The following is a 25,465-nucleotide window of genomic DNA, read 5'->3' on the forward strand; positions in this document are numbered from 1 at the left end:
ACCGCACGCGCGCCCCTCACGCGTCGTCCCCCTCGATGCGCTCGAGGCGGTAACCGTAGCCGTAGATCGGCGTGAGGCGATAGCCGTTTTCCGGACGCAGACCGAGTTTCGAGCGCAGCATGGAAACGTGCGTGTCCATGGTGCGCGACGGGATGTCGTCGGACTGCTTCCAGATCACGTCGAGAATGTGGGCGCGCGATAGCGGACGGCTCAGATGCTGAAAGAGCAGCAGCGCGAGATCGAACTCCTTCTGCGTGAGCGCGACGTTGCGGCCGCTCACGGAAGCCTGGCGCGATTTCACATCGAACTCGTACTCGCCGAAAGTTTCTCTCAGCGCGGGCGAATGAAGTTGATACGCGCGGCGCAGCAGCGAGTTGACGCGCGCGATCAGCACCGGCGCGGAGACGGGTTTGACGACGTAGTCGTCGGCGCCCGCGTTGAGCATTTGCGCGATGTCGGTCTCGCGGCTGCGGCTCGTCATGAAGAGCACTGGCAAGCGCGTGGAAAGGCTCTGCCGCACCCAGTGCAGCACTTCGTCGCCTGCCATGTCGGGCACGTTCCAGTCGAGGACGAGCAGGTCGAACGTCTGCCGCCGAAGCTGCCTGACGAGTTCGCTGCCCTTCACGAACGCGTGGCAGGCGTGGCCCGACGCGCTCAAGGTCTGGCAGACGAAATCTGTCTGCGCCGGATCGTCATCCAGTACTGCAATTCTCATAACACCCCGCCACCAGGTTTGTTTTTACCGTCTCAGGATGGACTGCCTGCCGCACCGCGCCGCGGCCGTGACCAGCGCCATCATCGCCCTCTTGCGAGGCGCGGCGCGCCAACCGGCGCCGGGTCGCCGGCTCGCGACTCTGGAGCTTGCGGCGCGCCGGCCCTGCCGCGCGCCGAGGACCGCCACTTTCGCCGCATCCCGGAAAAAATGGGTGCGCGACGCCATGGCCGGCTGCGGTAATCGGATCGCTTTCACGTTAACCGCCCATAGTAGTCGAATTTACCTTCGTTCGAGCCGAAGCTGCCGGGGCGGCGTTGTCCGCCTCCTTGCACCGCGCCAATCGCCGAGCCCGAACAGGATGCGACGGGACAGTGCAAAAATCCGCAATCGACGCCAGATCTTTTTCGCGGACGCAACACCATGGGCCGCTCGTGGTACGCAGCGGAAAGGAACATTCGCTCGGCTCAGTTGCGGAAAAAAGTGGCGACGGCCGCGTGCTACGCGCTGCGTGGTCTCCGGAAACCGCCCCCGCAAGCGGACCGCCTGCGCAGCCATCGCCGTGCGCGGCGCGAGCCCCGCCGCCTCCGCCCTGCACGACCCGGCACGTGCCGCCATCGCCACATCCACCTCAAAGCACTGGCTTTTACCAGCGTTATCCGGCGAACTCAGGTTCGCTCTTACTTCCTGGTTCTGGCTGCCCCCAGGTCCCACGCGAGCCAGCCCCCTTCGCAGTGATCCGCCGCCTCTGCGCGGGCGCCTTGCTCGCGCACCCAAAGCGCCATGCGGCCGATATGCGATTTGCCACGACGACTCATTCTCGCCTGAACGCTGTAGATTTACTGTCAGGGATTGTTAAATCCGTCAGGACAGCGGTGAGCGCCGTCCAGGATCAGGCGTTCGATGGCTTTCGCGCTGTCCGGTTACCTGGCAATCCTGATCGATCGCTGGAACGCCTCTCGACTCGACACATCAGAACGGCGGGATGCCCGCCATGGGAATCCCGCCGTTCTCGCGCACATGCGCTATCGATCAATGCTCGTGTTGCCGTTCGTCGCCCCGGCCGCCGCCTTGCGCGGGGGCATGTGCGCCCTGCCAACCCTGGCCACCTTGCGGCGGCGCAGGTCGCCCTTGCGCGGGTGCGGGTGCGGGTGCAGGGGCGGGGCCGGGCGCGCGCATGCCGGCCTGCGGCTGGGCAGCGGGCGGATGCGCGTAGCCCTGGGAGGGCGCGCCGGCCGGCTGGCGGCCGCCGAATTGCTGCGCTTCGGGCGCGGGAGGATGCCCTGCCTCGTGTGGACGCGGCGCGTTGTGGGGAACGTCAGACGGCGGCACATGAGCCGGTTCGCGCGGCGCTTGCGGGTTGACGGGCGCCGGCCCGCCACGCACCGGCGCGTTGGGTCCGGGCAAACGCTCCTCGCTGCGCGGCGGCATGCGGGGCTCACGTCCCGGCGCGCCGTACCATGCCGGCTGCTCAGGCGGACGCCCGCGCTCGGGATGCGGCACGTGGGCCCAGCGGTCCCGCTCGCCATACCATGGCCGGTCGCGGTAAAAGCTGCCCCAGTACGCGCCGAGCGAGAACCCGACGATCGGCAGGCCGATTGACGCCCCATAGTCGGTGAGCGGCACATAGGCGCCCTGATACGGATAGCTGAGGTAACCGGCGTAGACCCAGCCACGCACACCTGGCACGGTGATGTCGCACCATGAATAGTCGCTCACGCAGCCCATCACGGTGACGGGTACGCCGGGTCCGATCTGCGAAACGACCGGGTAGTCGCCGGAAGGACCCGCGTACAGATCCACGGGTTCGCTGGTGTAGGCCGCCGTTTGCGCGGCGGCGTGGGACGAGACGAGCGCAAGACCGGCCAGGAGGCTCGCGCTTGCGAGCGCTAAGGCGGGCGCACGCGGGCGCGTCCGGGGGCGCTTTGACATTGTTGCTCCCTTTTGCAGCTATTTGTTCCTGGCACTGCGCAACTTTCGTGCCGGCGATGGTCGCAGGCCCGTGCCAATACAAATCGGTGCGAGGCGACGAGCCCTCGAACCCCGGACGCATTTTCATGCGCACCGGCAGATGCGAAAGCCGCAAAGCCCCGACATTCGGCATCGAATGTTCATTAAACACTATTTCCAACATCGGCGGCCCGGCAGAGCGAGGCGGGGTTCTCCATGTTCGATGGACACTGATCGTCAGCGGCTTACCGCTGGCCGGTTGCTCCCGCTTACCCGAGGCGATACACCTTGCTCACCGTTCCCCGGAACAGGGCTTCGCGCTCATCAGCACCGGCTTGAGCCGTCAATTTCTTGAAAGCATTCCAACCGTTGCTGAATGGATAGGATCCCTTATCGACAGGAAAATTGCTCTCGAACATGCAGCGATCCGCACCGAACGCTTCGATACAGGTATGCATCCATGGCTTCCACGCGTGCGCCAGCTCATCCGATGACGGCGGACGTTCGCCCTTTTCAAACGCAAAGCCATTGATACGCATGCCGAGGCCACCAAGCTTCACATAGACATTCGGCAACGCGGCGAGTGAGCGCATCGAACGGGACCAGGCATCGAACACTTCCGCGCGCTGATTCGCATAGCTGGCGATGCGGACGACGCCGCCGCAATGGTTGATGATGAAACGCGTATCTGGAAACGCCTTTGCGAGGTCGAACAGCTCCGGCAATTGCGGAAAGAATAGCCATGCGTCGTACGACAGACCCAGCGGAGCCAGTTGCGCAAGGCCCGCCCGATAGTCGGGGTCGAGCAGCAGCCCTCGCGGCGCCGCCGACAAGGGATTGACGAGTGTCTGGTCCGCGTCCCATGTAACGAGATGTCGAATGCCACGGAACCGGCCATCGCCGGCGCGCAGTTCTGCTTCGAGCACATCGCGCACCGCCGCTCCCCGTCGAAGATCCGCGTAGCCGATCATCCCTTTTGCAACCTGCGGCTTGCCGCCTTGCAAAGGAGCCGTGACGCCAGCCACGTATTCGATTTCGCCGACGGGGCGCAGCGGCTCCGGACCCGAGGTGCGATACCGTGTCAGCGCCTGCATGAACACCGAGGCAGTGATGTTATGACCCGTGCGCACGTCCTCGAGATACTCGTCGAGAAGGTAGCTCCAGCCCGGCCGGTCGTAAAAGTGGTGATGCGCGTCGATGATCGGCATATCGGGCTCGAGCGCCGCTTCTGCACCCGAGGCGAGCCAGTCGGCACGAACGGGCAGGTAATTGTTGGTTGTACTCACGGGATGTGTTTCCTCTCCTGCAAATGCAAGGCGCGCGGTGATGGCGGGCAACAACATCGAAGTTGCGAGAGCGCCGAGAACCCCACGGCGTCGGAACGAGGGACGTGGCTCCATTCTCAATCTCCGCGACCGAAAGCGTATAGGGACAAGGTCAGCAGGGTCGTGATACCCAGCACGATCGAAAGACCCGTCATGCCGGCCGAAAACGTACCAAAACTGTCCTTGAGGTACCCCACGAGGTACGGTCCCGCGAAGCCGCCTAGCGCACCGATCGAGTTGATGAACGCCAACCCGCCGGCGGCGGCCTGTCCGGAAAGGAATCGCGCCGGGAGCGTATAGAAGATCGTCCGGCCTGCAATCGTGCCGATCAGCGCCAGCGTGATGCCGGTCATCGCCGGAACCAGTTGATGGAAATGCGTCGAGATTCCCAGCGCGACTGCGCCGATCAAGAGACCTGCGGCGAGATTGCCGATCGGGCCGCCGCGACGATCGACTCGCTTCGCCCACCAGAGCAACGCGATGGTGGCGAAGAAGTACGGCACGGCCGACATCCAGCCGGTCTGCGTCACGCTCATTCCATGACTTCTCAGCATCTGGGGCAGCCAGATACCGATGCCGTAGGAGCCCATCGTGAAGCCGAAAGAAATCATCGCCAGAATGTAGGTGCGCACGTCCTTCAACGCCGCGACGAAATCTTTCTTTTTCTGACTCGACGCGCCTTCGCGATCGGTTACGCTTTGCAGCGCTTGCCGTTCGTCATGGGACAACCAGGTCGCATCGGCAGGCTTGTCCGCCAGCATCTTGAGCACCAGGAAACCGAGCACGCACGCGGGCAATCCCTGAACGATGAACATCCACCGCCAGCCCGCCAGTCCCAGAACGCCGTCCATGTGGAGCAGCCACGCCGAGAGCGGCCCGCCCACCAGCGAGGACAGCGGCGTGGAGACGGTGAACCATGCGAGCACGCGTGTGCGATAGCCAGCCGGAAACCAGACCGCGAGGAAGAAGATCACGCCCGGAAAGAAACCGGCCTCGCCGATGCCCAGCAGCAGCCGGATCGCATAAAAGCTCTTCGGGCCCACGGCCAGCGCTGTTGCCGCTGCGAAGAAACCCCACGTGATCATGATTCGCGCGAGCCAGCGCCGCGCGCCGAAGCGGTACAACGCCAGGTTGCTCGGAACCTCGAACACGCAGTACCCGGCGAACATGATGCCCGCCCCCCAGCCGAACTGTGTGGCGGTCAAACCAAGATCGCGATTCATCGTCAACGCCGCGAAACCGACGCTCGTGCGATCCAGGTAGTTGAAGAAGTACGCAAGCGCGAGCAGCGGGATGAAACGCCACGCCGCCTTCCTGACCGCGGACTGCTCGTGCGTGGACGCGAACGCGCTGCCCGTTTCGATGTTTGATGAGAGGGATGTCATGTCGTGTCTCCGGCCGAATCTCGGCGCGCGGAGGCCTTGCCGGCTTCCGCGGCTCGATGATTCCTTGTGTCTTTCGTGTTACGTGGCTGCTTCAGGCGCTGGCTGCTTCGTTCGCCGAAGGGTTCGACGCATCGCCGGGCTGTCTGTGCGCACACTTGACGACCCCGGCCTCGTTCAACTGCCTCACATCCTCAGGCGTGTATCCGAGCCCCATCAGAAGCGTTTGCGTGTCCTGCCCCAGTGAAGGCGGTGCTGCGCGCAGTGGCAAGCGCTCGCCGCCGAGCGTCAAGGGCAGCAGCGCCGTCCTCGTCTCGATGGCCCGCCCTGCGCCGCTTGCATCGGGCGGCAAAGTCACCTCGGCGAGGCCGCCCGTCGCGAGCAGGTGCGGATCATCGAACAGATCCTGCGGCTTCGTGATCGGTGCATAAGGAAGCCCGCAACGCTCGAAGATTGCGCTGATCTCGGCAGCCGTGAAGGCTTCCATATGCCTGCGAAGCTGCGGCAGCAACCAGTCGCGGGCCTGCACGCGCTGATTGTTGGAGGCGATGCGCGCATCCGACTTCAGCTCGGCGAGGCCGAAAGCGTCGCAGAACAGCGCCCACTGGGTATCGGAGACGACCGCCAAAAATATCTGCTCGCCGTCCTTGACCGAAAACACGTCGTAGACACCCCACGCGGAAATGCGGTTCGGCATCGGCGCCGCGGCCTGGCCGGTCACGGCAAACTGCATCATGTGCTGGGCGACGAGGAACACATTGTTCTCGAACAACGCGCTCTGCACTTCCTGACCACGCCCCGTACGTTCGCGCTGAGCCAGCGCCGCCATCGCGCCGATTGCACCGAACATTCCGCCCATGATGTCGTTGACGCTCGTCCCGGCGCGCAGCGGTCTGCCCTCGGGCCCTGTCATGTAGGCGAGTCCGCCCATCATCTGCACGACTTCGTCGAGCGCGGTGCGATGATCGTACGGGCCGGGCAGAAACCCCTTGTGCGACACATAGACGAGCCGTGGATTGAGCCTGGAAAGCGCGGCATACCCGAGGCCGAGCTTGTCCATCGTTCCACTCTTGAAGTTCTCGCTGAAGACGTCCGCCCCGGCAAGCAGCTTGTGGACGATCTCCACGCCACGTGGGTCCTTCACATCGACCGCAATGCTTTTCTTGTTTCGGTTGAACGTGCCGAAGAAGCCCGCACCGGAGCCGCGCAAGGCACGTGTGCTGTCGCCGGCGAGCGGCTCGATCTTGATCACCTCCGCACCCAGGTCCGCCAGCACCATACCGCAGGTGGGCCCCATCACCATGTGCGTCATCTCGACGACACGCACGCCGCCATACGGCAAATTCTGGTTTGCGCTTGCGTCGCTCATTGCGCCACCCCGATCAGGCAGCCTTCCGGTTGTGGCGCGCTGGGGGCGCGGCCGTCCGCATACGCGAATCCCTTGGGCAGCCCCGCGTCCGGGACGTGCCCGTACAGCGATTCGCCAGGCAGCGCCTCGGCGAGGATGCTACGGGCAGCGATGAGCCTGTCGATGTCGACGCCCGTGTCATAGCCCATCGCTTCGAGCAGGAACGCGAGGTCTTCGGTCACGATGTTGCCGGTCGCGCCCGGGGCATAGGGGCACCCGCCGAGACCTGCCTGGCTCGAATCGATCGTCGTCACACCGGCGTCGAGCGCCGCGACCACGTTGGCCAGTCCTTGTCCGCGTGTGTTGTGAAAGTGCGCGCCGCCAGCCTTCGCGCCGAATTCGGCTTGCAGACGACGGAACAGACGGCGAACCTGCGCCGGATTTGCATAACCGCTGGTATCCGAAAGGCCGATTTCGTCGACACCGCACTCGGCCATTGCCTCGCACACGCGCATTGTCTGGTCGTCGCTCACCGTGCCCGCGATGGTGCAGCCGAAGGCAACCGAAACGCCGGCCTCGATCTGCACGCGAGGGAACTGTTCGTTGCGAAGCGCGACGATATTGCGGACTTCTTCGATCATCTGCCCGGTGGTTTTGCGGATATTGGCCAGCGAGTGTTCGTCGGTCACGGAAACGGGCAGCGTGACTTTATGCACACCTGCTTCGAATGCGCTGCGGCTTCCACGCAGATTCGGCGCGAGAACCGCGACGTGCAGATCCGGAATCGCCAATGCATGCGCGACGACTTCGCGGATGTCCGCCATCTGCGGCAGCAGCTTCGCCGGCACGAACGATCCCACTTCGATTTCCCTGATTCCGGCAGCCGCGAGCGCGGAAATCCATCGCAGCCTGGCTGGGTTTGGCATGACGGTTTTGATGCTCTGCAGACCATCGCGCGGCCCGACTTCGCTGATCAAGACCTTCGGATTTGAAGTATTCACACGCGGCTCCAATGTTCTATCTGATAGACCTGAGTTCTATTGAGAAGAACTATAGGTCGCCGATGTGCCACCCGCAAGACGGGTAAACCCAAAATAATAGAACTTGAGTTCTATCAGACAGAACATTAAGATGGGGACTATGAATACGACGACGAAAGAACCCATGCCCGCCGACACCCCTTCAACACCAGAACCCGCTGCTGACGCCGAAGGCTCCAGCGGCGTCGCGGTGCTGGACCGCGCCTTCGCCATCCTCAACGCGTTCGGTCCGACCGACGACCGGTTGACGCTCACCGAACTCTCGCGCCGCACGGGTTTGTACAAAAGCACGACTTTGCGTCTGCTGGGCGCACTGGAGCACGGAGGCTTCATTCGCAAAATGAGCGACGGGCAGTACGGCGTCGGCCATCAGCCATTACGGCTTGCCGCGCTTTACCAGCGGTCGTTCGAGGTGGGTCCGGTCATCGAGCCGCTGCTGCATCAGCTGAGCCGGGATTTTGGAGAGACAGCATCGTTCTATGTGCGACAGGGCGACCATCGCCTGGTGCTTTATCGCGTCGAGCCGACGAGAAGTGTGCGGGTCTCGATCCGCGTCGGTGAGGAATTCCCGATCGACAAGGGCGCATCGGGAAAAGTGCTGCTCGCCTTCTCAGAGCCGCATGATTCGCGCTGGCGTGAAGTCCGCGAGGCGTTCTGGGCGGCGTCCTATGGCGAGCGGGATCCGGAGACCGCCTCGGCCTCCGTACCCGTGTTCGACTCCACGGGCGAGTTGGTTGGCGCGCTCACGCTATCGGGGCCAAAGGAAAGATTCGGTACGCCTGCGACCATCGGCGCGGCCGTTGCAGCTTTGCTTGACAGCGCGAGGCGCGCAACCGTCGCGCTCGGCGGAAAAGGCGGTCGGTACGATGCAAGCATCGCAGAATACAGTGACCGAAGCGGACGGGAGGACAGTCACGGCGTTTCCCGATAAGGCCGACCGGTCGCATGCGATCGCTGAAGGGTCAGCGGCCTACCGCCACTATCAGGCCGGGTGGGACAACTCCACAGCAGACTGGACGTTCCGCTATTCGTTCTCTTCGAAGTAATGAATTGGCCTTGTCCAGCAAGCCTTCTTCTCGAAAGCTACGGCAAAACCCGCGCCGAATGAATTGACCCGGTGGACTCCACTGGGTTGAGCTCACCTGTTCGACCGGGTGGACCGGCATCGACGCGATGCAGGCCGGAGATCGAGATGTCCCGCCCTTGTCGATGGCGTGTACAGGCACCAGCGCTTGGACAGCGTCTAGCGGCTGCGGCATACCCAGGCCAGGAGCGATGTCCTGTTAGTGATAGCGAAGTGGAGGCTTGCATAGTCGCGACACCCTGTTTGCGGGTAACACCACCGTGCTGACGAGCTACTTGTCGTCTTCTAGCCTGCCTGGGATATCCATCCGTTGATGCAGAATGCGGATCACGTCGATCAGCGCCGCCGATTCCTTGAAAAACACGACGTGCATTCCAACCACCGCTTTCCGGTAGCCTTCCCGCACGTCTGCAGCAGACAGGCTCGGCTGCGTGCCGTCAACTAGACCGACAATGGCGCTTTCGATGCTCAGGATGTAACGCTCAGCCTGTGGCTCACCCCATCTGGCCAACGTGTAATCCCAGATGTCGTCAAGGTCTAGTTCGGCCGCCGGCGAGAGAACATACGCTCTCATGCAGCCTTGTTCCGCTTACCCGCGACGTACCTGCGAAAATCAAACGGGCGCGACGCTCCAGACTGCTCGCCTTCGATCAGGGCGTTTCGCAGCGCCTCCAGCCTCGCTTCCTCGGTCTCGAGCAAGCGCAAGCCAGCGCGGACAACGTCGCTGGCTGTACTGTAGCGGCCGCTGCGCACGCGGTCATCGACGAATTCTGAAAAATGTTCACCGAGCGTGAATGATGTGCTTTTGCTCATGGCTCGAACCTCCTTTGGCAAGGATACCAATTTCTGGTATTCGATGCCGCAAATTGCTCGCGGGAGGGGTTGGGCGACTGGCAAATACTTACAAGTCAAGCAGTTATTCAAACATGACCAGAATCGGGATGGACTTCCGTCGCCCAGGCCAAGACTATTCGTTCTCTTCGAAGTAATGTCCGAACTTGACCTGCTTGGTACGGATATAACGCTCGTTTTCCTCGCGCATCGGAATCGCGAGCGCCACGCGCTCGATCACCGGGATCCCGTGCTGCCGCAGCGTATCGAACTTCTTCGGATTGTTGCTCATGAGCCGCACCGACGACACTTTCAGAAGGCGCAAGATCGCCGCGGCCGAATCGTATTCGCGCGCGTCGTCGGGCAAGCCGAGATCCAGGTTCGCCTCGACCGTGTCGCGGCCCTGCTGCTGCAGCTGATACGCGCGAATCTTGTTCGACAGCCCTATCCCGCGGCCTTCGTGGCCGCGCAGATAGAGCAGCACGCCACGGCCTTCGGCCGCGATGTAACGCAGGGCAAGGTCGAGTTGCTCGCCGCAGTCGCAGCGATACGAGCCCAGTACGTCGCCGGTGAGGCATTCGGAATGGAGCCGCGCCAGCACGGGCTCGCCGCTGCCCACATCGCCCATGACGAGCGCCAGATGCTCGGCGCCGCCGTCCTTCACCCGATAGACATAGGACTCGAAGGTGCCGTAGCGCGTGGGCAGGGTGGCGGTCGCGTCAAGCACGACGCATTCGTTGGTGTGTTCGCCGTCCGCACAGGACGACTCGGGAAGCGTAGGCATGATCTGGAACAAAAGGCTGGCAAAACCGGCACGGGGCCGGGTCGGTGTTTGGAACCGGAGTTTACCGCCATTTGGCTTACCCCGGCGCCCCGCCCCGCCAGGCGGCCGCCCGGACGGCTGCGGCGCCGGCCTCGCCACGCCGCATACCCATCGCATAAACGGCGCCACCCCGCGCATACCCCGACGACGCGCCGCACGTCATCCGCCTATACTGAAGTGGCTTTCCAACGGCTCGACGGGCAACGCGCCCGGCGTGCTGCGCCGCGCAATGACTGCACAACCAGAAGGACGAAGAGGGGTCGCCCTATGACAAGCGTTGCACAGGTACTCAAATCGAAGCCGGAACAAGTGGTCTACACGATCGAAGCGTCCGATTCCGTCTACAACGCAATCCGCCTGATGGCCGAAAAGCAGATCGGCGCGCTGCTCGTGACCGACGGTCCGGCGATTGCCGGGATCGTCACCGAGCGCGATTATGCGCGCAAGATCGTGCTCATGGACCGTTCGTCGAAAACAACGCCCGTGCGCGACATCATGAGTCCACATGTGCGCTTCGTCGAACCGCAGCAGACCACCTTCGACTGCATGGCACTCATGACCGAGCGGCGAATGCGCCATCTGCCCGTCATGGACAACGGCAAGCTCGTGGGCATGGTGTCGATCGGCGACCTCGTGAAGGAAATCATCGCCGAGCAGAAGTTCACGATCGAGCAGCTCGAGCACTACATCACCGGCGGCTCCGGCGCCGCCTGACGGCCAGCTCCGGCTCTCGTGATACCGAAGAACGTGAAAAAGCGCCCAATCCCTGCGGGGTTGGGCGAAGCCACCTTGCGGCGGCGGAGGTTCCACGTATGATGCGCGCGAAGTTCGCGCAGGCGGTTGGGGCGAAGGCGGAATTGCATCCGCCTTCGCTGCTGTCGTTGGGAGCCTTGGCAGGCAGCCTTGCCGGGCGGCAACGCTGACTGGTTGCGCTAGCCAGCGGCACCGGGCTGCGCAGGATCGGCCACGGCCTACCGCCACGCGATGTTGCTCGTGCCGGTGCGCGAGCAACGGGGTTTGCGGCGCTAACCGGTCAGGGGGCTTGCCGGATGGGTTGCCGCTCAGTTACCTCTCAGTTGCCGCTTAATTGCCGAAATACACCGATTGCGACGGATGCATCGTGGCCGGCTGGCCCGACTGCGCCGAACCCGAGGTCGACGGGCCATAGCCACTCGTGTCGGCTGCCGGCGCTTGCTGCTGCGCGAGGCCTTGTTGCTGCGTCACGCGCGCTTCGGCGGCCTGAATGTCGCCGGGATAGCTGGTGTCGTTGACTTTGGCGGGGTTGTAGCCAGCCTTTTCAAGCTGGATCAGTTCGGCCTTGACTTCGGCGCGCGTCTTCGGCGCATCGCTTTGCGCCTGCGCGAACGACAGGGCCGGAGCGGCCACCAGGGCGGCGACGAATGCCGCCTGGATCAGGGTGCGGGTCTTCATGGTGCTTACCTCCATCACTTGTTTTACGCCGGCGCTCTGTGCGTCGCCGGATTCAGTGATTTCAGTTTAGTGAGGCAAAAGACCAGGGGAAACCCTTAATTTGAAAAAATACAGTTTCAACGCGGGCAACAATGCCCTGTGTACGCCCGGCCCCCAAGCGGGCGCGCCTCGCGGCCCCTCGCCTGCACCGGTCAAATCGCGACGATGCCTCCGTCCAGCAACCTGCGCGGTCCGCTCACGAACCGGCTGCCCAATTCGTAGAAGCGCAGCGGCCGGTCCATTTCACGAGAAAGTCCGATGCGCGTCGTCACGCCAACCGGCCGCGCCGGTTCCTCCACGCGACCGATCCAGAGACCGTGCCCGCGACACAAATCGACGCCGTCGAACGCTGCCCCAACACCTAACGCCTGCGAGAGCCGCCCTGGTCCGCGCGCGAGATCTCGCAGCGGTACGCCGGGGCGCAGCGCCGCCATCTCGTCGATACCTTCGATGGGCTCCAGCGCGCGAAACAGGATCCCGGCGCCCACGTCCACCGTTTCGCTCGACATATTGAACATCCATGCGCTGCCGTAGGTCAGCCGCACGTGCGCATGACCGCGCTCGAGGAACATCGCCGCGTTGTAAGGCCGACGTCCGATGTAGGCGTAGCTCGTCGAGTCGCCCACGGGGTAGGCCTCGACCTCGACCAGCCGCCCCGCAATGCGCCCGCGCGCGAGGTCGCGGACGAGATATTTGCCCACCATGAAGCGGGCGAGCTCGGCGGTATCGGTCGGCAGGTCGTCGCGGTGCAATGGCAGTATCGTCATCGAAAGGCTCTCCCGGGATTTCCGTTCAGGAAGGCGCACGTCCTGCCTTCGCGAACCGGCAGAGTGTAGCTGTAGCACCGCTCACGAACGCGCTGTGCATAGCCACGCGCGGCCGGCCATTGCGCTACCATCGTCGGCATATCCGCGCGGCAGTTTCGCGCCACCTCGCGACCAGGCATGCGCCACATAAGGAGCCGCACGATGAACGAACAAAGCGCGATTCAATTCCTCTCGACCGTGCGCAAGCCCCTGCTCACGCTGCACAAGGCGATCCTCGATCACGAGCGCGCCGGGTACGAGCGCGAGTTCGGGCCCGTCACGCCGGCGGCCTTCCTGCAAGTGCTCATCAACGGCTCGGGTTTTCGCTGGCTCGCGCCGCTGTCGACGGTCATCGCCAACGTCGATGAAACGCTCGACGCGAAGGACGCGAGCCCCGACGACCGCATCGGCGCCGCCCAAGGCGTAGCGGCGCTCTTTTCCGGCGAGGAATCGGCGGAGTTCTACGAGCGCTATCAGGCACTGCTGCAGGCAAGTCCGGAGATCCTCCACCTGCATGGAACGGTCGTCCCGCTCCTCAACGCGTTGAAGAACTGAACGCACGGGGCATGGCCTCAGCCGCGCGGTGTCTTGCGCGGCGTCGTCGCCAGGCTCGCCTCGCTGGTCCCGCCGCCTGTCTTGCCGCGCTTGCCATTCGCGGCCGTGAGGCGCCGCCAGAGCGTCGTCTTGCTGATGCCGAGCATCTCGCAAGCGCGGTCGCGATCGCCGTTGCACGCGTCGAGCGCGGCGCGGATTTCGTCGGCTTCTGTATGGAGGCTGCGTTCGCGCAACGTCAGCGCGGCCTCGCCCGCCGTCGCCGTCGAAGCACCCACGGCGCGGCGCGACTCGAACACCTCCGGCGCGATCGAGCGCAGCACGTCCGGCGTCAGCACGTCCTCTTCCGAATCCGCCAGTTCCACCACCATCCGCTCGATCACGTTCTGCAGTTCGCGCACGTTGCCCGGCCACGCGTGGCGCGCCAGCGCGCCGCTCACCAGCGCGAGCGTGCGAGCGGCGTCCTCGGGCGTGCGGATGCGAACGGCCACGCGCGGCTCGCGGCGCGAGGCCTGAAACAGGAGTTCGGCCGCGAGCAGCGGGATGTCCGCGCCGCGTTCGCGCAGCGGCGGAATGGCCAGATTGAGGATGTTCAGGCGATAGAAGAGGTCGGCGCGAAACTCGCCCGCCTCGATCTGCTCGGTGAGCGCGCGGTGCGTGGCGGCGACCACGCGCACGTCCACGCGGGTGGGCTCCGTCGCGCCCAGGCGCACCACCTCGCGCTCCTGCAGCACGCGCAACAGGCGGCTTTGCAACGGGAGCGGCATTTCGCCGATTTCATCGAGAAAGAGCGTGCCGCGGTGCGCGGCCTCGATGAGCCCCACCTTGCCGCCGCGCCGCGCGCCCGTGAACGCGCCCTCCTCGTAACCGAACAGCTCGCTCTCCAGCAGCGCCTCCGGGAACGCGCCGCAATTCATGGCGACGAACGGAAAATCGCGCCGCGCGCTCTCGCGATGCAGCCCCTGCGCGATCATCTCCTTGCCAGTGCCGCTTTCGCCGCGTATCAGCACGGTGGCATCCGACTTCGCGTAACGCCGCGCGAGCTGGCGCACGCGTTCGATGCCGGGCGACGCGCCGCTCAGGTCGTCCAGCCGATAGCGGGCGACGAACTGCTGCGTACGCTGGCGCGAGCGCAGCGTGCGGTCCAGCCGCTCCACCGCGCGCGACTCCTGGAACGTGAGGACGGCGCCCGTGGTCACGCCGTTGTCGACGAGCGGGCCGCGATGCACGACATAGCTCACGCCGCGCACGGTCTCGAGCGATTCGCCATCGGCTTCGGGCAGCGCGAAGGCGATGTCGGGCGCGAGCGTCGCGAGCGACTGTCCCGCCGCCGCCGCGGGATCGATGCCTAACACTTCCGCGAGCCGCTGGTTGATCGCCTCGATGCGGCCGCGCGCATCGAGCGCCACCACCCCGTCGCGCAGGTGCTGGAGCACGCTGTCAAGGCGCTGGCGACGCTGCGTCTCGCGCCAGGTGGCCTGCACGAGTTCGAGCGCGTTGTCGAACGCCGCGCGCACGGAGGAGCGCGAATAGACGAAGAACGGCACGAGCCCGAGCCGCGCCGCCAGATCGTTGACGAGACCCGGCCCCACGACCGCGCCCACGCCGCGATCGCGCAGGTCGAGCACGCAGGCCTCGGCGTCCTGCACGGTGCGGTACTGGCCGAACACCACGTCGATGCCATAGGCGCTGGCAAAGCGCCGTACCTCGACAGGCGTCTCGCCGTAGGTCACGAGCGCGACGTGTTCGGCCTCGCGCCGCGCGCGCGCGAGCGCCTGCATCACGTCGAAGCCGGTGGGCTGCACGAGCACAACGGGCAAATCGATGCGCGCCTTCAGGTAGGTGCCGTTCGAGCCCGCCGCCACGACGACGTCGGGCCGCTGGTTCGGCCCCGCCGCCGCGATTTCGGCGACCGCTTCCTCGAAGCCGCGTGGCACCACGCGCAGGTCCGCGAGTTCGTCGTATTCGCGGGCGATATCGCGAAAGAGATCGCGCAGGCGGCTGATGCCCATGGCCCACACACGCGGGCGAATAGCGGGGGAAGCGGGAGCGGGAAAGCGGTTCATGATGTCCAACGGATGGTCGACTGCGTGGAGCGCGCTGCCCTGGCACGAATCCGGGAGCCGGTCGACGGGGCAGTCTCGACATTTTACGCGTCGATTTCATTTTTGAAATCCTGATTTCACCAGAGAAACCGGGGTCGACGCCACGATCTAACGAATTCCCCGCAGAATCAATGGATTAGCGACTTCCCAACGAGCTGGCACACTATCTGCAGTATGAGTCGGCGATTCAATTGGAGACATCACGCATGAACAGCAAATCCCCCGCAAGCGCCGGCGCGAAATTCCGCGCGGCAGTAGCCGCCGAGCAACCGCTCCAGGTCGTCGGCGCGATCACCGCGTATGCGGCAAAACTTGCCCAGGCGACCGGCTTCAAGGCCGTTTATCTGTCCGGCGGCGGCGTGGCCGCGAATTCGCTCGGCGTGCCCGACCTCGGCATCAGCACCATGGACGATGTGCTGATCGACGCCGGCCGCATCACCGACGCCGTGGATATCCCGCTGATGGTCGACATCGACACCGGCTGGGGCGGCGCCTTCAACATCGCGCGCACGATCAAGTCGTTCATCAAGGCCGGCGTAGCGGCCGTGCACCTCGAAGACCAGGTCGGCCAGAAGCGCTGCGGTCATCGCCCGAACAAGGAAGTCGTGGCGACCGACGAGATGGTGGACCGCGTGAAGGCCGCCGTGGACGCGCGCACCGACGACCAGTTCGTGATCATGGCGCGCACCGACGCGGCGGCCGTGGAAGGCATCGACGCGGCGATCGAACGCGCCGTGGCCTATGTCGAAGCGGGCGCGGACATGATCTTCCCCGAGGCGATGAAGACGCTCGACGACTACCGGCGCTTTCGCGCGGCCGTGAACGTGCCGATTCTCGCCAACCTGACCGAATTCGGCTCGACGCCGCTCTTCACGACGGAAGAACTCAAGAGCGCGAACGTCGATATCGCGCTCTACTGCTGCGGCGCGTATCGCGCGATGAACGCGGCCGCACTGAACTTCTACGAGACCGTCAAGCGCGACGGCACGCAAAAGGCCGCCGTCTCCACGATGCAGACGCGCGAAGACCTCTACAAGTACCTCGGCTATCACGCGTACGAAGACAAGCTCGACGCGCTCTTCGCCGCGAAAAAGTAACGCCCCCGGACACATAGAGATAGAGGAAGACATCATGAGCGAAGCAGAAAACACCACCCAGGCCGCCGGCGCTTTCAAGCCGAAGAAGTCGGTTGCGCTTTCCGGCGTGACGGCGGGCAATACGGCGCTGTGCACCGTGGGCCGCACCGGCAACGACCTCCACTACCGCGGCTATGACATTCTCGATCTCGCCACCGCGTGCGAGTTCGAAGAGGTCGCCTACCTGCTCGTGCACGGCAAGCTGCCGAACACGGCCGAACTGGCCGGCTACAAGGCGAAGCTCAAGGCGCTGCGCGGCCTGCCCGCCAACGTGAAGACGGCCCTCGAAGCCGTGCCCGCCTCGGCGCACCCGATGGACGTGATGCGCACCGGCGTCTCGATCCTCGGCACCGTGCTGCCCGAGAAGGACGACCACAACCTGCCGGGCGCGCGCGATATCGCCGACCGCCTGATGGCCTCGCTCGGCTCGATGCTGCTGTACTGGTATCACTTCTCGCACAACGGCAAGCGCATCGAAGTCGAAACCGACGACGACTCGATCGGCGGCCACTTCCTGCACCTGCTGCACGGCCGCGCGCCCTCGAAGTCGTGGGTGGACGCGATGCACGTGTCGCTCAACCTGTACGCCGAGCACGAGTTCAACGCCTCGACGTTCACGGGCCGCGTGATCGCGGGCACGGGCTCGGACATCTACTCGGCCATCACGGGCGCGATCGGCGCGCTGCGCGGCCCGAAGCACGGCGGCGCGAACGAAGTCGCGTTCGAGATCCAGTCGCGCTACGAAAACGCCGACGAAGCAGAAGCCGATATCCGCGCGCGCGTGGAGAAGAAGGAAGTCGTGATCGGCTTCGGCCACCCGGTGTACACGATCTCGGACCCGCGCAACAAGGTCATCAAGGAAATCGCGAAGAAGCTCTCGAAGGAGCAGTCGAACATGAAGCTGTTCGATATCGCCGAGCGCCTCGAATCGACGATGTGGGAAGTCAAGAAGATGTTCCCGAACCTCGACTGGTTCAGCGCCGTGTCCTATCACATGATGGGCATCCCGACGGCCATGTTCACGCCGATCTTCGTGATCGCGCGCACGGCCGGCTGGAGCGCGCACATCATCGAGCAGCGCGTCGACAACAAGATCATCCGCCCGAGCGCGAATTACACGGGTCCGGAGAATCTGAACTTCGTGCCGATCGGCAAGCGCTGATCGAAGCACGCCAGTCGTCCGGATGGTCTATGCCGTCCGCACGACTGCGAGACGGCGGCGCGCGCGTAAAGTGAGTGCATGGCTCAGGCGCGCTCAGCCGCCGCAAACCCCTTACATCTTTGGTCCCCAAGCCGTGAATACCGCCTACCGCAAGTCCCTCCCCGGCACCCGGCTCGATTACTTCGACGCGCGCGAAGCCGTCGAGGCCATCCAGCCCGGCGCCTACGACACGCTGCCGTACACCTCGCGCGTGCTCGCCGAAAACCTCGTGCGCCGCTGCGACCCGGCCACGCTCACCGCATCGCTCAAGCAGCTCATCGAGCGCAAGCGCGACCTCGACTTTCCGTGGTTCCCCGCGCGCGTGGTCTGCCACGACATCCTCGGGCAAACCGCGCTCGTCGACCTCGCCGGCCTGCGCGACGCCATCGCGACCCAAGGTGGCGACCCCGCCAAGGTGAACCCGGTGGTGCCGGTGCAACTGATCGTCGACCACTCGCTCGCCGTGGAATGCGGCGGCTTCGATCCGGACGCGTTCAAGAAGAACCGCGCGATCGAAGACCGCCGCAACGAGGACCGCTTCGACTTCATCAACTGGACCAAGAAAGCGTTCAAGAACGTCGACGTGATCCCGCCCGGCAACGGCATCATGCACCAGCTCAATCTGGAGAAGATGTCGCCCGTGATCCAGGCGCGCGACGGCGTGGCCTTCCCCGACACCTGCGTCGGCACGGACAGCCACACGCCGCACGTGGATGCGCTCGGCGTGATCGCCATCGGCGTGGGCGGCCTCGAAGCCGAGAACGTCATGCTCGGCCGCGCCTCGTGGATGCGCCTGCCCGATATCGTCGGCGTGGAACTCACGGGCAAGCGCCAGCCCGGCATCACCGCCACCGACATCGTGCTCGCCCTCACCGAATTCCTGCGCAAGGAAAAGGTCGTGGGCGCGTATCTGGAATTCCGCGGCGCCGGTGCATCGAGCCTCACGCTCGGCGACCGCGCCACGATCTCGAACATGGCGCCCGAATACGGCGCCACGGCCGCGATGTTCTTCATCGACAACCAGACGCTCGACTACCTGCGCCTCACGGGCCGCGACGAAGAGCAGGTCAGGCTCGTCGAAACCTATGCGAAGACGGCTGGCCTCTGGGCCGACACGCTCGCGAACGCGCAATACGAGCGCACGCTCACGTTCGATCTCTCGAGCGTCGTGCGCAACATGGCCGGCCCGTCGAACCCGCACAAGCGCCTGCCGACTTCGGACCTCGCCGAACGCGGCATTGCGGGCAAGTGGGAAGAAACGCCGGGCCAGATGCCCGACGGCGCGGTCATCATCGCCGCCATCACGAGCTGCACGAACACGAGCAACCCGCGCAACGTAATCGCCGCCGCGCTGCTCGCGCGCAACGCAAACGCGCGCGGCCTCACGCGCAAGCCGTGGGTCAAGAGTTCGCTCGCGCCTGGCTCGAAGGCCGTCGAGCTCTACCTCGAAGAAGCGAAGCTGCTCCCCGAGCTGGAGAAGCTCGGCTTCGGCATCGTCGCGTTCGCCTGCACGACGTGTAACGGCATGTCGGGCGCGCTCGATCCGAAGATCCAGCAGGAAATCATCGACCGCGACCTGTATGCAACGGCCGTGCTCTCGGGCAACCGCAACTTCGACGGACGCATTCACCCGTATGCGAAGCAGGCGTTCCTCGCCTCGCCGCCGCTGGTCGTCGCCTACGCGATTGCAGGCACGATCCGCTTCGACATCGAGCGCGATTCGCTCGGCACGGACCAGGACGGCAAGCCGGTGTATCTCAAGGACCTCTGGCCGAGCGACGAGGAAATCGACGCCATCGTCGCGCAGAGCGTGAAGCCCGAGCAGTTCCGCAAGGTGTACGAACCGATGTTCGCGGCCACGGCCGCAAGCGGCGAAACGACCGACCCGCTCTACGACTGGCGAGCGCAAAGCACCTACATCCGCCGCCCGCCGTACTGGGAAGGCGCGCTCGCGGGCGAGCGCACGCTCAAGGGCCTGCGCCCGCTCGCCGTGCTCGGCGACAACATCACGACGGACCACCTCTCGCCTTCCAATGCGATCCTGCCGAACAGCGCGGCCGGTGAATACCTCGCGAAGATGGGCTTGCCCGAAGAGGACTTCAACTCGTACGCCACGCACCGCGGCGACCACCTCACGGCGCAGCGCGCAACCTTCGCGAACCCCACGCTCATCAACGAGATGGCCGTGGTGGACGGCGCCGTGAAGAAGGGCTCGCTCGCGCGCATCGAACCGGAAGGCAAGGTCACGCGCATGTGGGAAGCCATTGAAACCTACATGGAACGCAAGCAGCCGCTCATCATCGTCGCGGGTGCGGACTACGGCCAGGGCAGCTCGCGCGACTGGGCGGCCAAGGGCGTGCGTCTCGCGGGCGTGGAGGTCATCGTCGCCGAAGGTTTCGAGCGCATTCACCGCACGAACCTGATCGGCATGGGCGTGCTGCCGCTGGAATTCAAGGCGGGCACGAACCGCACGACGCTCGGCATCGACGGCACGGAAACGTACGATGTGGTCGGCGGTCGCACGCCGCGCGCCGACCTCACGCTCGTGATCCATCGCAGGGACGGCGAGCGCGTGGAAGTGCCGGTGACCTGCCGGCTCGACACCGCGGAAGAAGTGTCGATCTACGAGGCGGGTGGCGTGCTGCAGCGTTTCGCACAGGACTTCCTCGAGTCGTCGCAGGCAGCGGCATAAACGAGCAACGGGCGGCGCCGCGGTGACACGCAGGCGCCGCCTTTCGTTTCAGGACAACACATGGCACACGTACCCCAGATCAAAATTCCCGCCACGTACATGCGCGGCGGCACCAGCAAAGGCGTGTTTTTCCGCCTCCAGGATCTGCCCGCCTCCGCGCAGCAGCCGGGCGAGGCACGCGACAGACTGCTCATGCGCGTGATCGGCAGCCCCGACCCGTACGCCAAGCAGATCGACGGCATGGGAGGCGCGACCTCCAGCACGAGCAAGACCGTGATCGTGGCGAAGAGCAGCAAGCCCGGTCACGACGTCGACTATCTGTTCGGCCAGGTGTCCATCGACAAAGCCTTCGTCGACTGGAGCGGCAACTGCGGCAACCTCTCCGCCGCGGTCGGCCCGTTCGCGATCAGCGGCGGCCTGATCGACCCGAGCCGCGTGCCCGACAACGGCATTGCGACCGTGCGCATCTGGCAGGCCAACATCGGCAAGACCATCATCGCGCACGTGCCAATGACGAACGGCCACGTGCAGGAAACGGGCGACTTCGAGCTGGACGGCGTGACCTTCCCCGCCGCCGAAGTGCAGCTCGAATTCCTCGACCCGGCGGCCGAGGAAGAAGGCGCAGGCGGCGCGATGTTCCCCACCGGCAATCTCGTCGACGACCTGGAAGTGCCGGGCGTGGGCACGCTTGAGGCCACTATGATCAACGCGGGCATCCCGACGATCTTCGTGAACGCCGAGGCCATCGGCTACACGGGCACGGAGTTGCAGGACGCGATCAACAGCGACGCCGCGGCACTGAAGAAGTTCGAGACGATCCGCGCGTACGGCGCGCTGCGCATGGGCCTCATCAAGAGCCTCGACGAGATCGCGACGCGCCAGCACACGCCCAAGATCGCCTTCGTCGCGAAGCCCGCGGGCTACACGGCGTCGAGCGGCAAGCGCGTGGAGGCCGGCGATGTGGACGTGCTCGTGCGCGCCATGTCGATGGGCAAGCTGCACCACGCCATGATGGGCACGGCGGCCGTGGCAATCGGCACCGCGGCGGCCATTCCGGGCACGCTCGTGAATCTCGCCGCGGGCGGCGGCGAGCGCAGCGCGGTCCGTTTCGGCCATCCGTCGGGCACGCTGCGCGTGGGTGCAGAGGCGCGCCAGGAGAACGGTGACTGGACGGTCACCAAAGCCATCATGAGCCGCAGCGCGCGCGTGCTGATGGAAGGCTGGGTGCGGGTTCCGGGCGACGCGTTCTGAACACCCGGCAACGCGGCGTCAAGCAATGAAAAAGCCGCCCCGGCGCTGCATGCGCCGGGGCGGCTTTTTCTTGACACCCGTATTGGTGCGTCGAAAACCCCGCTTCAACTCTGCGGCGATGAAGGCAGATACGGCATCGGGTCCACCGGCTTGCCGTCGCGGCGCACCTCGAACAGCACCGCCACGCGGTCATTGTTGTCGCTGCCCATCTCCGCGATTTGCTGGCCCTGATGCACGGTGTCGCCGGTCTTCACCATCAGACGGCGGTTGTGCGAGTAAGCCGTCAGGAAGTCCTTGTTGTGCTGGACGATGATCAGGCTGCCGTACCCGTTGAGCCCCGTACCCGCGTACATGACCTTGCCATCCGCGGCGGCGATCACCGGGTCGCCCGCCTTGCCCGCGATCTCGATGCCGCGCGTCATGCCCGGCGCGAACGGCTCGACCACACGGCCATGCGCCGGCCACACGAGCGCGACGCTGCTCGCGTGGCGTGCCACTTCTGCTGCGACCTGGCGATTTCCGGCGGCGCTCGCGGCCGGGTTCGAGGCGGTGCCGCCAGTCTGAGGCGCGGCCACCTGCACGGTAATCGTCTGCTTCGAAACCAGCTTGATCGACTGGCCCGCGCGCAGATGGCCGTTCGGCTTCATGTGGTTCCAGGCGGCCAGGTCCTTGACGGAAACGCTGTGCTTTTGCGCGATGCGCTGAAGCGTGTCGCCGCGGTGCGCGCGCACGTAGGTCGTTTTCGTCACGACGCGCGTGACCGGCGCGCTCGCCGCCGCCTGCATGTTGCTGGCATCGGTAGCCGATGCGTCCGAGGCCGGACTCGCCGCTGCCGATGTGTCGGGCTGCGGCTGTTGTTGCTGCTGCTGATTCACGTTGGCGCAGCCGCCCAGCAGGGCCGCCATTCCCAACACGGCCCAGAATCCCTTCAGACCGTTGATCCGCTGAGCGCGACGATCTTCGAACATAGTTACCTCCTGCGGTGCATGCAGCCCGCGCGAATCGGCGAGAGACGGTCTGCTGCGTATATCGCGCTCCCGCCCTGACATCGCCCCGGCCCGCCAGCGCAGGGCCGCGTCGATTTGCAGCCAAAAGACCGCATCTCGACCGATAAACATTCAACGCACGCCGATCGCCGTGATAACGAACGAGCGTGCCATCTCAAAAACGATCCGGCATTGTAAAGCCCAATTCCCCCAAATCACCCCAGGGACAACACTTTGAAACAAATGTTAAATGGCCGGATTCTCGTACCACGAAGAAATCGGCCATGGGCACAAGGACGCGCCCGCGTGCATCAGCGCGGCGCTCGGGGGCCCATCATCGTGCCCTTTAACTTGCCTTATCGGCAAACGCCCTCGGAAACTTGAACTGCGACTGCGGCGGGTTCAATGAAAGTCATTTGAGATTGCTGTAGTATCGGCCGCCGTCAGACCCGAGCCCCGGCTCACGGGAACCCTCGCGCTTTCATCAGGTCTTTTCGTGGGCTTGTCTCGCGGTTGCGCTAGCGGCGTTTCGCGATTCCCAGCGCGCGGCGTCACGCGAACCTCGTCTGGTTTTCTGTTTTTCCGGTAGGTATTCCCAGCATTCCGCCGTCCGCTTTTTTTGGCCGCTTAAAGCGCCCTGGCGACACGGTCCGCTGCTCCAACATGTCCAAGTCATCCCACCGTCTAGTCGAACTCGATTTTTTCCGCGGCCTCGTGCTGCTCATCATCGTCGTCGATCACATCGGCGGCAGCATCGTCTCGCGCGTCACGCTCCACGCCTACGCGCTGTGCGACGCGGCCGAGGTATTCGTCTTCCTCGGCGGATTCGCCACGGCCACCGCGTGGGCCGCGCTTTGCTCGCGCCACACCGAGGCGGCGGCCAGGCAGCGTTTCCTCAAGCGTGCGTTCGAGATCTACCGCGCGTTCGTCGTGACAGCGCTCCTGATGCTGCTCGTCACCGCGATTCTCGTTGCGTGCAACGTGGATGCGCCCAACCTCGCCACCACCGATCTCGACGATCTCACGCTCGCGCCCGCCGCCGCGCTGCGCGACATCGTGCTGCTGCGCCGCCAGCCTTATCTGGCAGGCGTGCTGCCGATGTACGCCTGTTTCGCCCTCGCCGCCCCGCTTGCGCTGCCGCTCGCGCGCACGCGGCCGTGGCTGCTGCTGGTCGTGAGCCTCGCGCTTTGGGGCGTCGCGCCCCACCTGGCGCCGTGGCTGCCGCATGTCGAGGACGTGCAATGGGATTTCAACCCGTTCGGCTGGCAGTTGATGTTCGTCCTCGGCGTAATCGCGCAGGCGCAGCCCGTATTCCAGCGCGCCAGCGCGCACCGCCTTGGATCGCTCGTGACACTGGCGGCCCTGGCCGTCGTCGCGGCCGCGGCCATCTATCGCCTGCAACTCGGCAACGTCGCGCTCGATAGCGACTTCAAGCGCAACCTCGCATGGTTCCGCATGCTCAATTTCCTCGGCATTGCCTGGCTCACGGCGCACGCGATCCGCCTCGGATGGGCGAGGCGCCTCGCGCATGCACTGCCGTGGGTGGGCCTCGTCGGACGCAAGGGGATGCTCTCGTTCGTGGCCGGCGCCGTGATATCGCTCACGGTCGACTCGGTCCTCTACTGGTACACGGACGGCTACCTCGATGTCCCGCTCGGCCTCGTCGCAGACGCCGTCGCGATCTCGGCGCTGCTGATCGTCGCGCGTGCATCCGGCCCGCTCAAGCGCCTGCTGCCTTCGCGCGCCAAAGCTTCCGCCTGAAACGACGCCGCCGCTGATAAACGTCCGCGCAGCCGGCCGCCGGCACCGGCTTCCGGCGCCATCGGGCGGCTGCTAGCATGATGACCCCGCGCCACTGGTGCCCAACCGTTCCTTCGCCCCTGCCATGCGCAGACTCCTTCGAACCGCGCTCCTTCCGCTCGCGCTCTCATGCGCGGCCTTCGTCACGCCGGGCGCGCCTGCCGCGGCGAGCACGATCGCGGTCCGCAGCTTCCACGCCGAGGCGCTCAACCGCGACTGGCCGTACGTGGTGTACCTGCCGAGCGGTTATCGAGCCGACCAGAACCGCTACCCGGTGCTCTATCTCCTGCACGGCAACAACGGCGAGCCGATGGACTGGGTCACGCAAGGCCAGCTCCAGACCACGGTCGATGGGCTGATTGCCCGCCACGAAGTTCCGCCCGTAGTGATCGTGATGCCGCAGGGAGGCACCGACTGGTACGTCGACCGCAAGGAGAAGATGGAGACGGCGTTCTTCCAGGACCTGCTGCCCGAAATCGAATCGCACTTCGCGGTGGAAGACGCCCGGGACGGGCGCGCGATCGGCGGCGTCTCGATGGGCGGATTCGGCGCGCTGCGCTACACGATGGAACACCCCGACATGTTCTGCGGCACGCTGCTGCTCTCGCCGGCGGTCTATGCGAGCGATCCGCCGCCCAGCTCGGCGGCGCGGCATGTGGGCGTGTTCGGCGACCATCAGTTCGACGCGCAGATCTGGCGCACGCTCAACTACCCCGCGCTCTGGAAACCCTATTTCGCGCGGCCCTGGCGCGTGCCGTTCTTCATCGCCGCCGGCGACGACGACCTCGTGATCCAGGCCGAGGCGTCGCTCCTGTACACGCGGCTGCGCGAGGCGGGCAACCCCGCGGCGCTGCGCATCGTCGACGGCGGCCATGCGTGGCCCGTCTGGCGCGAACTGCTGCCCGCCGCGCTCAGGTACACGCTGGCCTGCGTGCGCTGAGCGAGGCACGCGGCGCGCCTCGTCCCGGCGT

22 protein-coding genes are annotated in these 25,465 nt (G+C 65.2%); 9 read left to right on the plus strand and 13 right to left on the minus strand.

Annotated features, from left to right (window positions below; translation table 11 throughout):
- Positions 1 to 16 precede the first annotated feature (16 nt).
- The 6 genes from VSR34_RS24290 to VSR34_RS24315 form a co-directional block, all read right to left on the minus strand.
- Entirely contained in the window at positions 17 to 715 is a 699-nt protein-coding gene (locus tag VSR34_RS24290; RefSeq protein WP_342963758.1) for a response regulator transcription factor, read from the minus strand.
- Between the two features lie 1,029 nt (positions 716 to 1,744).
- Positions 1,745 to 2,644: an SH3 domain-containing protein gene (locus tag VSR34_RS24295; protein ID WP_342963759.1), complete on the minus strand. Its 900-nt coding sequence runs from the start codon at positions 2,642 to 2,644 to the stop codon at positions 1,745 to 1,747.
- A 287-nt stretch (positions 2,645 to 2,931) separates the two neighbouring features.
- A complete protein-coding gene (locus VSR34_RS24300) occupies positions 2,932 to 4,062 on the minus strand; it encodes an amidohydrolase family protein (protein ID WP_342963760.1) in 1,131 nt (376 codons plus the stop codon).
- Positions 4,063 to 4,064: 2 nt separating this feature from the next.
- Positions 4,065 to 5,372 (minus strand): MFS transporter, encoded by a 1,308-nt coding sequence (locus VSR34_RS24305; protein WP_028210803.1) that lies wholly within the window; start codon positions 5,370 to 5,372, stop codon positions 4,065 to 4,067.
- Between the two features lie 91 nt (positions 5,373 to 5,463).
- Entirely contained in the window at positions 5,464 to 6,738 is a 1,275-nt protein-coding gene (locus VSR34_RS24310) for a CaiB/BaiF CoA-transferase family protein (RefSeq protein WP_342963761.1), read from the minus strand.
- Positions 6,735 to 7,718, minus strand: coding sequence for a hydroxymethylglutaryl-CoA lyase (locus VSR34_RS24315; RefSeq protein ID WP_342963762.1), 984 nt, complete (start codon positions 7,716 to 7,718; stop codon positions 6,735 to 6,737). The genes VSR34_RS24310 and VSR34_RS24315 overlap by 4 nt, the downstream gene beginning before the upstream one ends.
- Before the next feature lie 163 nt (positions 7,719 to 7,881).
- On the opposite strand from VSR34_RS24315, the gene VSR34_RS24320 reads away from it, so the two are divergent.
- Positions 7,882 to 8,688, plus strand: a complete 807-nt coding sequence (locus tag VSR34_RS24320) for an IclR family transcriptional regulator (RefSeq protein WP_028214537.1) — start codon at positions 7,882 to 7,884, stop codon at positions 8,686 to 8,688.
- Positions 8,689 to 9,112: 424 nt separating this feature from the next.
- Here VSR34_RS24320 and VSR34_RS24325 read toward each other — a convergent pair whose 3' ends face one another.
- From VSR34_RS24325 to ribA, 3 genes are all read right to left on the minus strand, one after another.
- Positions 9,113 to 9,415: a type II toxin-antitoxin system RelE/ParE family toxin gene (locus VSR34_RS24325; protein ID WP_342963763.1), complete on the minus strand. Its 303-nt coding sequence runs from the start codon at positions 9,413 to 9,415 to the stop codon at positions 9,113 to 9,115.
- Complete coding sequence (locus tag VSR34_RS24330; protein WP_028214535.1) at positions 9,412 to 9,654, minus strand: type II toxin-antitoxin system ParD family antitoxin; 243 nt, start codon at positions 9,652 to 9,654, stop codon at positions 9,412 to 9,414. Before VSR34_RS24330 ends, VSR34_RS24325 begins: the two co-directional genes overlap by 4 nt.
- A gap of 154 nt (positions 9,655 to 9,808) precedes the next feature.
- A complete protein-coding gene (gene ribA / locus VSR34_RS24335) occupies positions 9,809 to 10,456 on the minus strand; it encodes a GTP cyclohydrolase II (protein WP_036046036.1) in 648 nt (215 codons plus the stop codon).
- 306 nt (positions 10,457 to 10,762) lie between these two features.
- Between ribA and VSR34_RS24340 the strand changes: the two genes are divergently transcribed.
- A complete protein-coding gene (locus tag VSR34_RS24340; RefSeq protein ID WP_028214533.1) occupies positions 10,763 to 11,209 on the plus strand; it encodes a CBS domain-containing protein in 447 nt (148 codons plus the stop codon).
- 369 nt (positions 11,210 to 11,578) lie between these two features.
- Here VSR34_RS24340 and VSR34_RS24345 read toward each other — a convergent pair whose 3' ends face one another.
- Together VSR34_RS24345 and VSR34_RS24350 are read right to left on the minus strand one after the other, a co-directional pair.
- Positions 11,579 to 11,926, minus strand: a complete 348-nt coding sequence (locus VSR34_RS24345) for a DUF4148 domain-containing protein (RefSeq protein ID WP_028214532.1) — start codon at positions 11,924 to 11,926, stop codon at positions 11,579 to 11,581.
- 191 nt (positions 11,927 to 12,117) lie between these two features.
- A complete protein-coding gene (locus VSR34_RS24350) occupies positions 12,118 to 12,732 on the minus strand; it encodes a DNA-3-methyladenine glycosylase (protein WP_342963764.1) in 615 nt (204 codons plus the stop codon).
- Positions 12,733 to 12,933: 201 nt separating this feature from the next.
- Here VSR34_RS24350 and VSR34_RS24355 point away from each other — a divergent pair, with 201 nt between their 5' ends.
- Positions 12,934 to 13,326: a hypothetical protein gene (locus VSR34_RS24355; RefSeq protein ID WP_028214530.1), complete on the plus strand. Its 393-nt coding sequence runs from the start codon at positions 12,934 to 12,936 to the stop codon at positions 13,324 to 13,326.
- A gap of 17 nt (positions 13,327 to 13,343) precedes the next feature.
- On the opposite strand, the gene prpR is transcribed toward VSR34_RS24355, so the two are convergent.
- Positions 13,344 to 15,389, minus strand: coding sequence for a propionate catabolism operon regulatory protein PrpR (gene prpR / locus VSR34_RS24360; protein ID WP_081723514.1), 2,046 nt, complete (start codon positions 15,387 to 15,389; stop codon positions 13,344 to 13,346).
- Between the two features lie 245 nt (positions 15,390 to 15,634).
- Between prpR and prpB the strand changes: the two genes are divergently transcribed.
- The 4 genes from prpB to prpF all read left to right on the plus strand — a co-directional run bounded on the left by prpB (position 15,635) and on the right by prpF (position 21,708).
- Positions 15,635 to 16,525 (plus strand): methylisocitrate lyase, encoded by an 891-nt coding sequence (gene prpB, locus VSR34_RS24365; protein WP_036046029.1) that lies wholly within the window; start codon positions 15,635 to 15,637, stop codon positions 16,523 to 16,525.
- Positions 16,526 to 16,559: 34 nt separating this feature from the next.
- Positions 16,560 to 17,726, plus strand: coding sequence for a 2-methylcitrate synthase (gene prpC / locus VSR34_RS24370; protein ID WP_342963765.1), 1,167 nt, complete (start codon positions 16,560 to 16,562; stop codon positions 17,724 to 17,726).
- Positions 17,727 to 17,859: 133 nt separating this feature from the next.
- Complete coding sequence (gene acnD / locus VSR34_RS24375) at positions 17,860 to 20,457, plus strand: Fe/S-dependent 2-methylisocitrate dehydratase AcnD (RefSeq protein ID WP_342963766.1); 2,598 nt, start codon at positions 17,860 to 17,862, stop codon at positions 20,455 to 20,457.
- Positions 20,458 to 20,517: 60 nt separating this feature from the next.
- Positions 20,518 to 21,708 (plus strand): 2-methylaconitate cis-trans isomerase PrpF, encoded by a 1,191-nt coding sequence (prpF, locus tag VSR34_RS24380; protein ID WP_342963767.1) that lies wholly within the window; start codon positions 20,518 to 20,520, stop codon positions 21,706 to 21,708.
- Between the two features lie 104 nt (positions 21,709 to 21,812).
- Here prpF and VSR34_RS24385 read toward each other — a convergent pair whose 3' ends face one another.
- Positions 21,813 to 22,676 carry a peptidoglycan DD-metalloendopeptidase family protein gene (locus VSR34_RS24385; RefSeq protein WP_342963768.1) on the minus strand — a complete coding sequence of 288 codons (864 nt, stop codon included), beginning with the start codon at positions 22,674 to 22,676 and terminating at the stop codon, positions 21,813 to 21,815.
- A gap of 681 nt (positions 22,677 to 23,357) precedes the next feature.
- On the opposite strand from VSR34_RS24385, the gene VSR34_RS24390 reads away from it, so the two are divergent.
- Both VSR34_RS24390 and VSR34_RS24395 read left to right on the plus strand, forming a co-directional pair.
- Complete coding sequence (locus tag VSR34_RS24390) at positions 23,358 to 24,455, plus strand: OpgC domain-containing protein (RefSeq protein ID WP_028214524.1); 1,098 nt, start codon at positions 23,358 to 23,360, stop codon at positions 24,453 to 24,455.
- A 124-nt stretch (positions 24,456 to 24,579) separates the two neighbouring features.
- Complete coding sequence (locus tag VSR34_RS24395) at positions 24,580 to 25,434, plus strand: alpha/beta hydrolase-fold protein (RefSeq protein WP_342963769.1); 855 nt, start codon at positions 24,580 to 24,582, stop codon at positions 25,432 to 25,434.
- Positions 25,435 to 25,465: the final 31 nt, after the last annotated feature.

Origin of the sequence: Paraburkholderia sp. JHI2823 (assembly GCF_038900695.1) — a bacterium.
GTDB lineage: Bacteria > Pseudomonadota > Gammaproteobacteria > Burkholderiales > Burkholderiaceae > Paraburkholderia > Paraburkholderia mimosarum.

Excerpts from the sequence above, each read along its gene's own strand:
- VSR34_RS24290 (WP_342963758.1), bottom strand. The coding sequence starts at position 715 with ATGAGAATTGCAGTACTGGATGACGATCCGGCGCAGACAGATTTCGTC.
- VSR34_RS24295 (WP_342963759.1), bottom strand. The coding sequence starts at position 2,644 with ATGTCAAAGCGCCCCCGGACGCGCCCGCGTGCGCCCGCCTTAGCGCTC.
- VSR34_RS24300 (WP_342963760.1), bottom strand. The coding sequence starts at position 4,062 with ATGGAGCCACGTCCCTCGTTCCGACGCCGTGGGGTTCTCGGCGCTCTC.
- VSR34_RS24305 (WP_028210803.1), bottom strand. The coding sequence starts at position 5,372 with ATGACATCCCTCTCATCAAACATCGAAACGGGCAGCGCGTTCGCGTCC.
- VSR34_RS24310 (WP_342963761.1), bottom strand. The coding sequence starts at position 6,738 with ATGAGCGACGCAAGCGCAAACCAGAATTTGCCGTATGGCGGCGTGCGT.
- VSR34_RS24320 (WP_028214537.1), top strand. The coding sequence starts at position 7,882 with ATGCCCGCCGACACCCCTTCAACACCAGAACCCGCTGCTGACGCCGAA.
- VSR34_RS24325 (WP_342963763.1), bottom strand. The coding sequence starts at position 9,415 with ATGAGAGCGTATGTTCTCTCGCCGGCGGCCGAACTAGACCTTGACGAC.
- VSR34_RS24330 (WP_028214535.1), bottom strand. The coding sequence starts at position 9,654 with ATGAGCAAAAGCACATCATTCACGCTCGGTGAACATTTTTCAGAATTC.
- ribA (WP_036046036.1), bottom strand. The coding sequence starts at position 10,456 with ATGCCTACGCTTCCCGAGTCGTCCTGTGCGGACGGCGAACACACCAAC.
- VSR34_RS24340 (WP_028214533.1), top strand. The coding sequence starts at position 10,763 with ATGACAAGCGTTGCACAGGTACTCAAATCGAAGCCGGAACAAGTGGTC.
- VSR34_RS24345 (WP_028214532.1), bottom strand. The coding sequence starts at position 11,926 with ATGAAGACCCGCACCCTGATCCAGGCGGCATTCGTCGCCGCCCTGGTG.
- VSR34_RS24350 (WP_342963764.1), bottom strand. The coding sequence starts at position 12,732 with ATGACGATACTGCCATTGCACCGCGACGACCTGCCGACCGATACCGCC.
- VSR34_RS24355 (WP_028214530.1), top strand. The coding sequence starts at position 12,934 with ATGAACGAACAAAGCGCGATTCAATTCCTCTCGACCGTGCGCAAGCCC.
- prpR (WP_081723514.1), bottom strand. The coding sequence starts at position 15,389 with ATGAACCGCTTTCCCGCTCCCGCTTCCCCCGCTATTCGCCCGCGTGTG.
- prpB (WP_036046029.1), top strand. The coding sequence starts at position 15,635 with ATGAACAGCAAATCCCCCGCAAGCGCCGGCGCGAAATTCCGCGCGGCA.
- prpC (WP_342963765.1), top strand. The coding sequence starts at position 16,560 with ATGAGCGAAGCAGAAAACACCACCCAGGCCGCCGGCGCTTTCAAGCCG.
- prpF (WP_342963767.1), top strand. The coding sequence starts at position 20,518 with ATGGCACACGTACCCCAGATCAAAATTCCCGCCACGTACATGCGCGGC.
- VSR34_RS24385 (WP_342963768.1), bottom strand. The coding sequence starts at position 22,676 with ATGTTCGAAGATCGTCGCGCTCAGCGGATCAACGGTCTGAAGGGATTC.
- VSR34_RS24390 (WP_028214524.1), top strand. The coding sequence starts at position 23,358 with ATGTCCAAGTCATCCCACCGTCTAGTCGAACTCGATTTTTTCCGCGGC.
- VSR34_RS24395 (WP_342963769.1), top strand. The coding sequence starts at position 24,580 with ATGCGCAGACTCCTTCGAACCGCGCTCCTTCCGCTCGCGCTCTCATGC.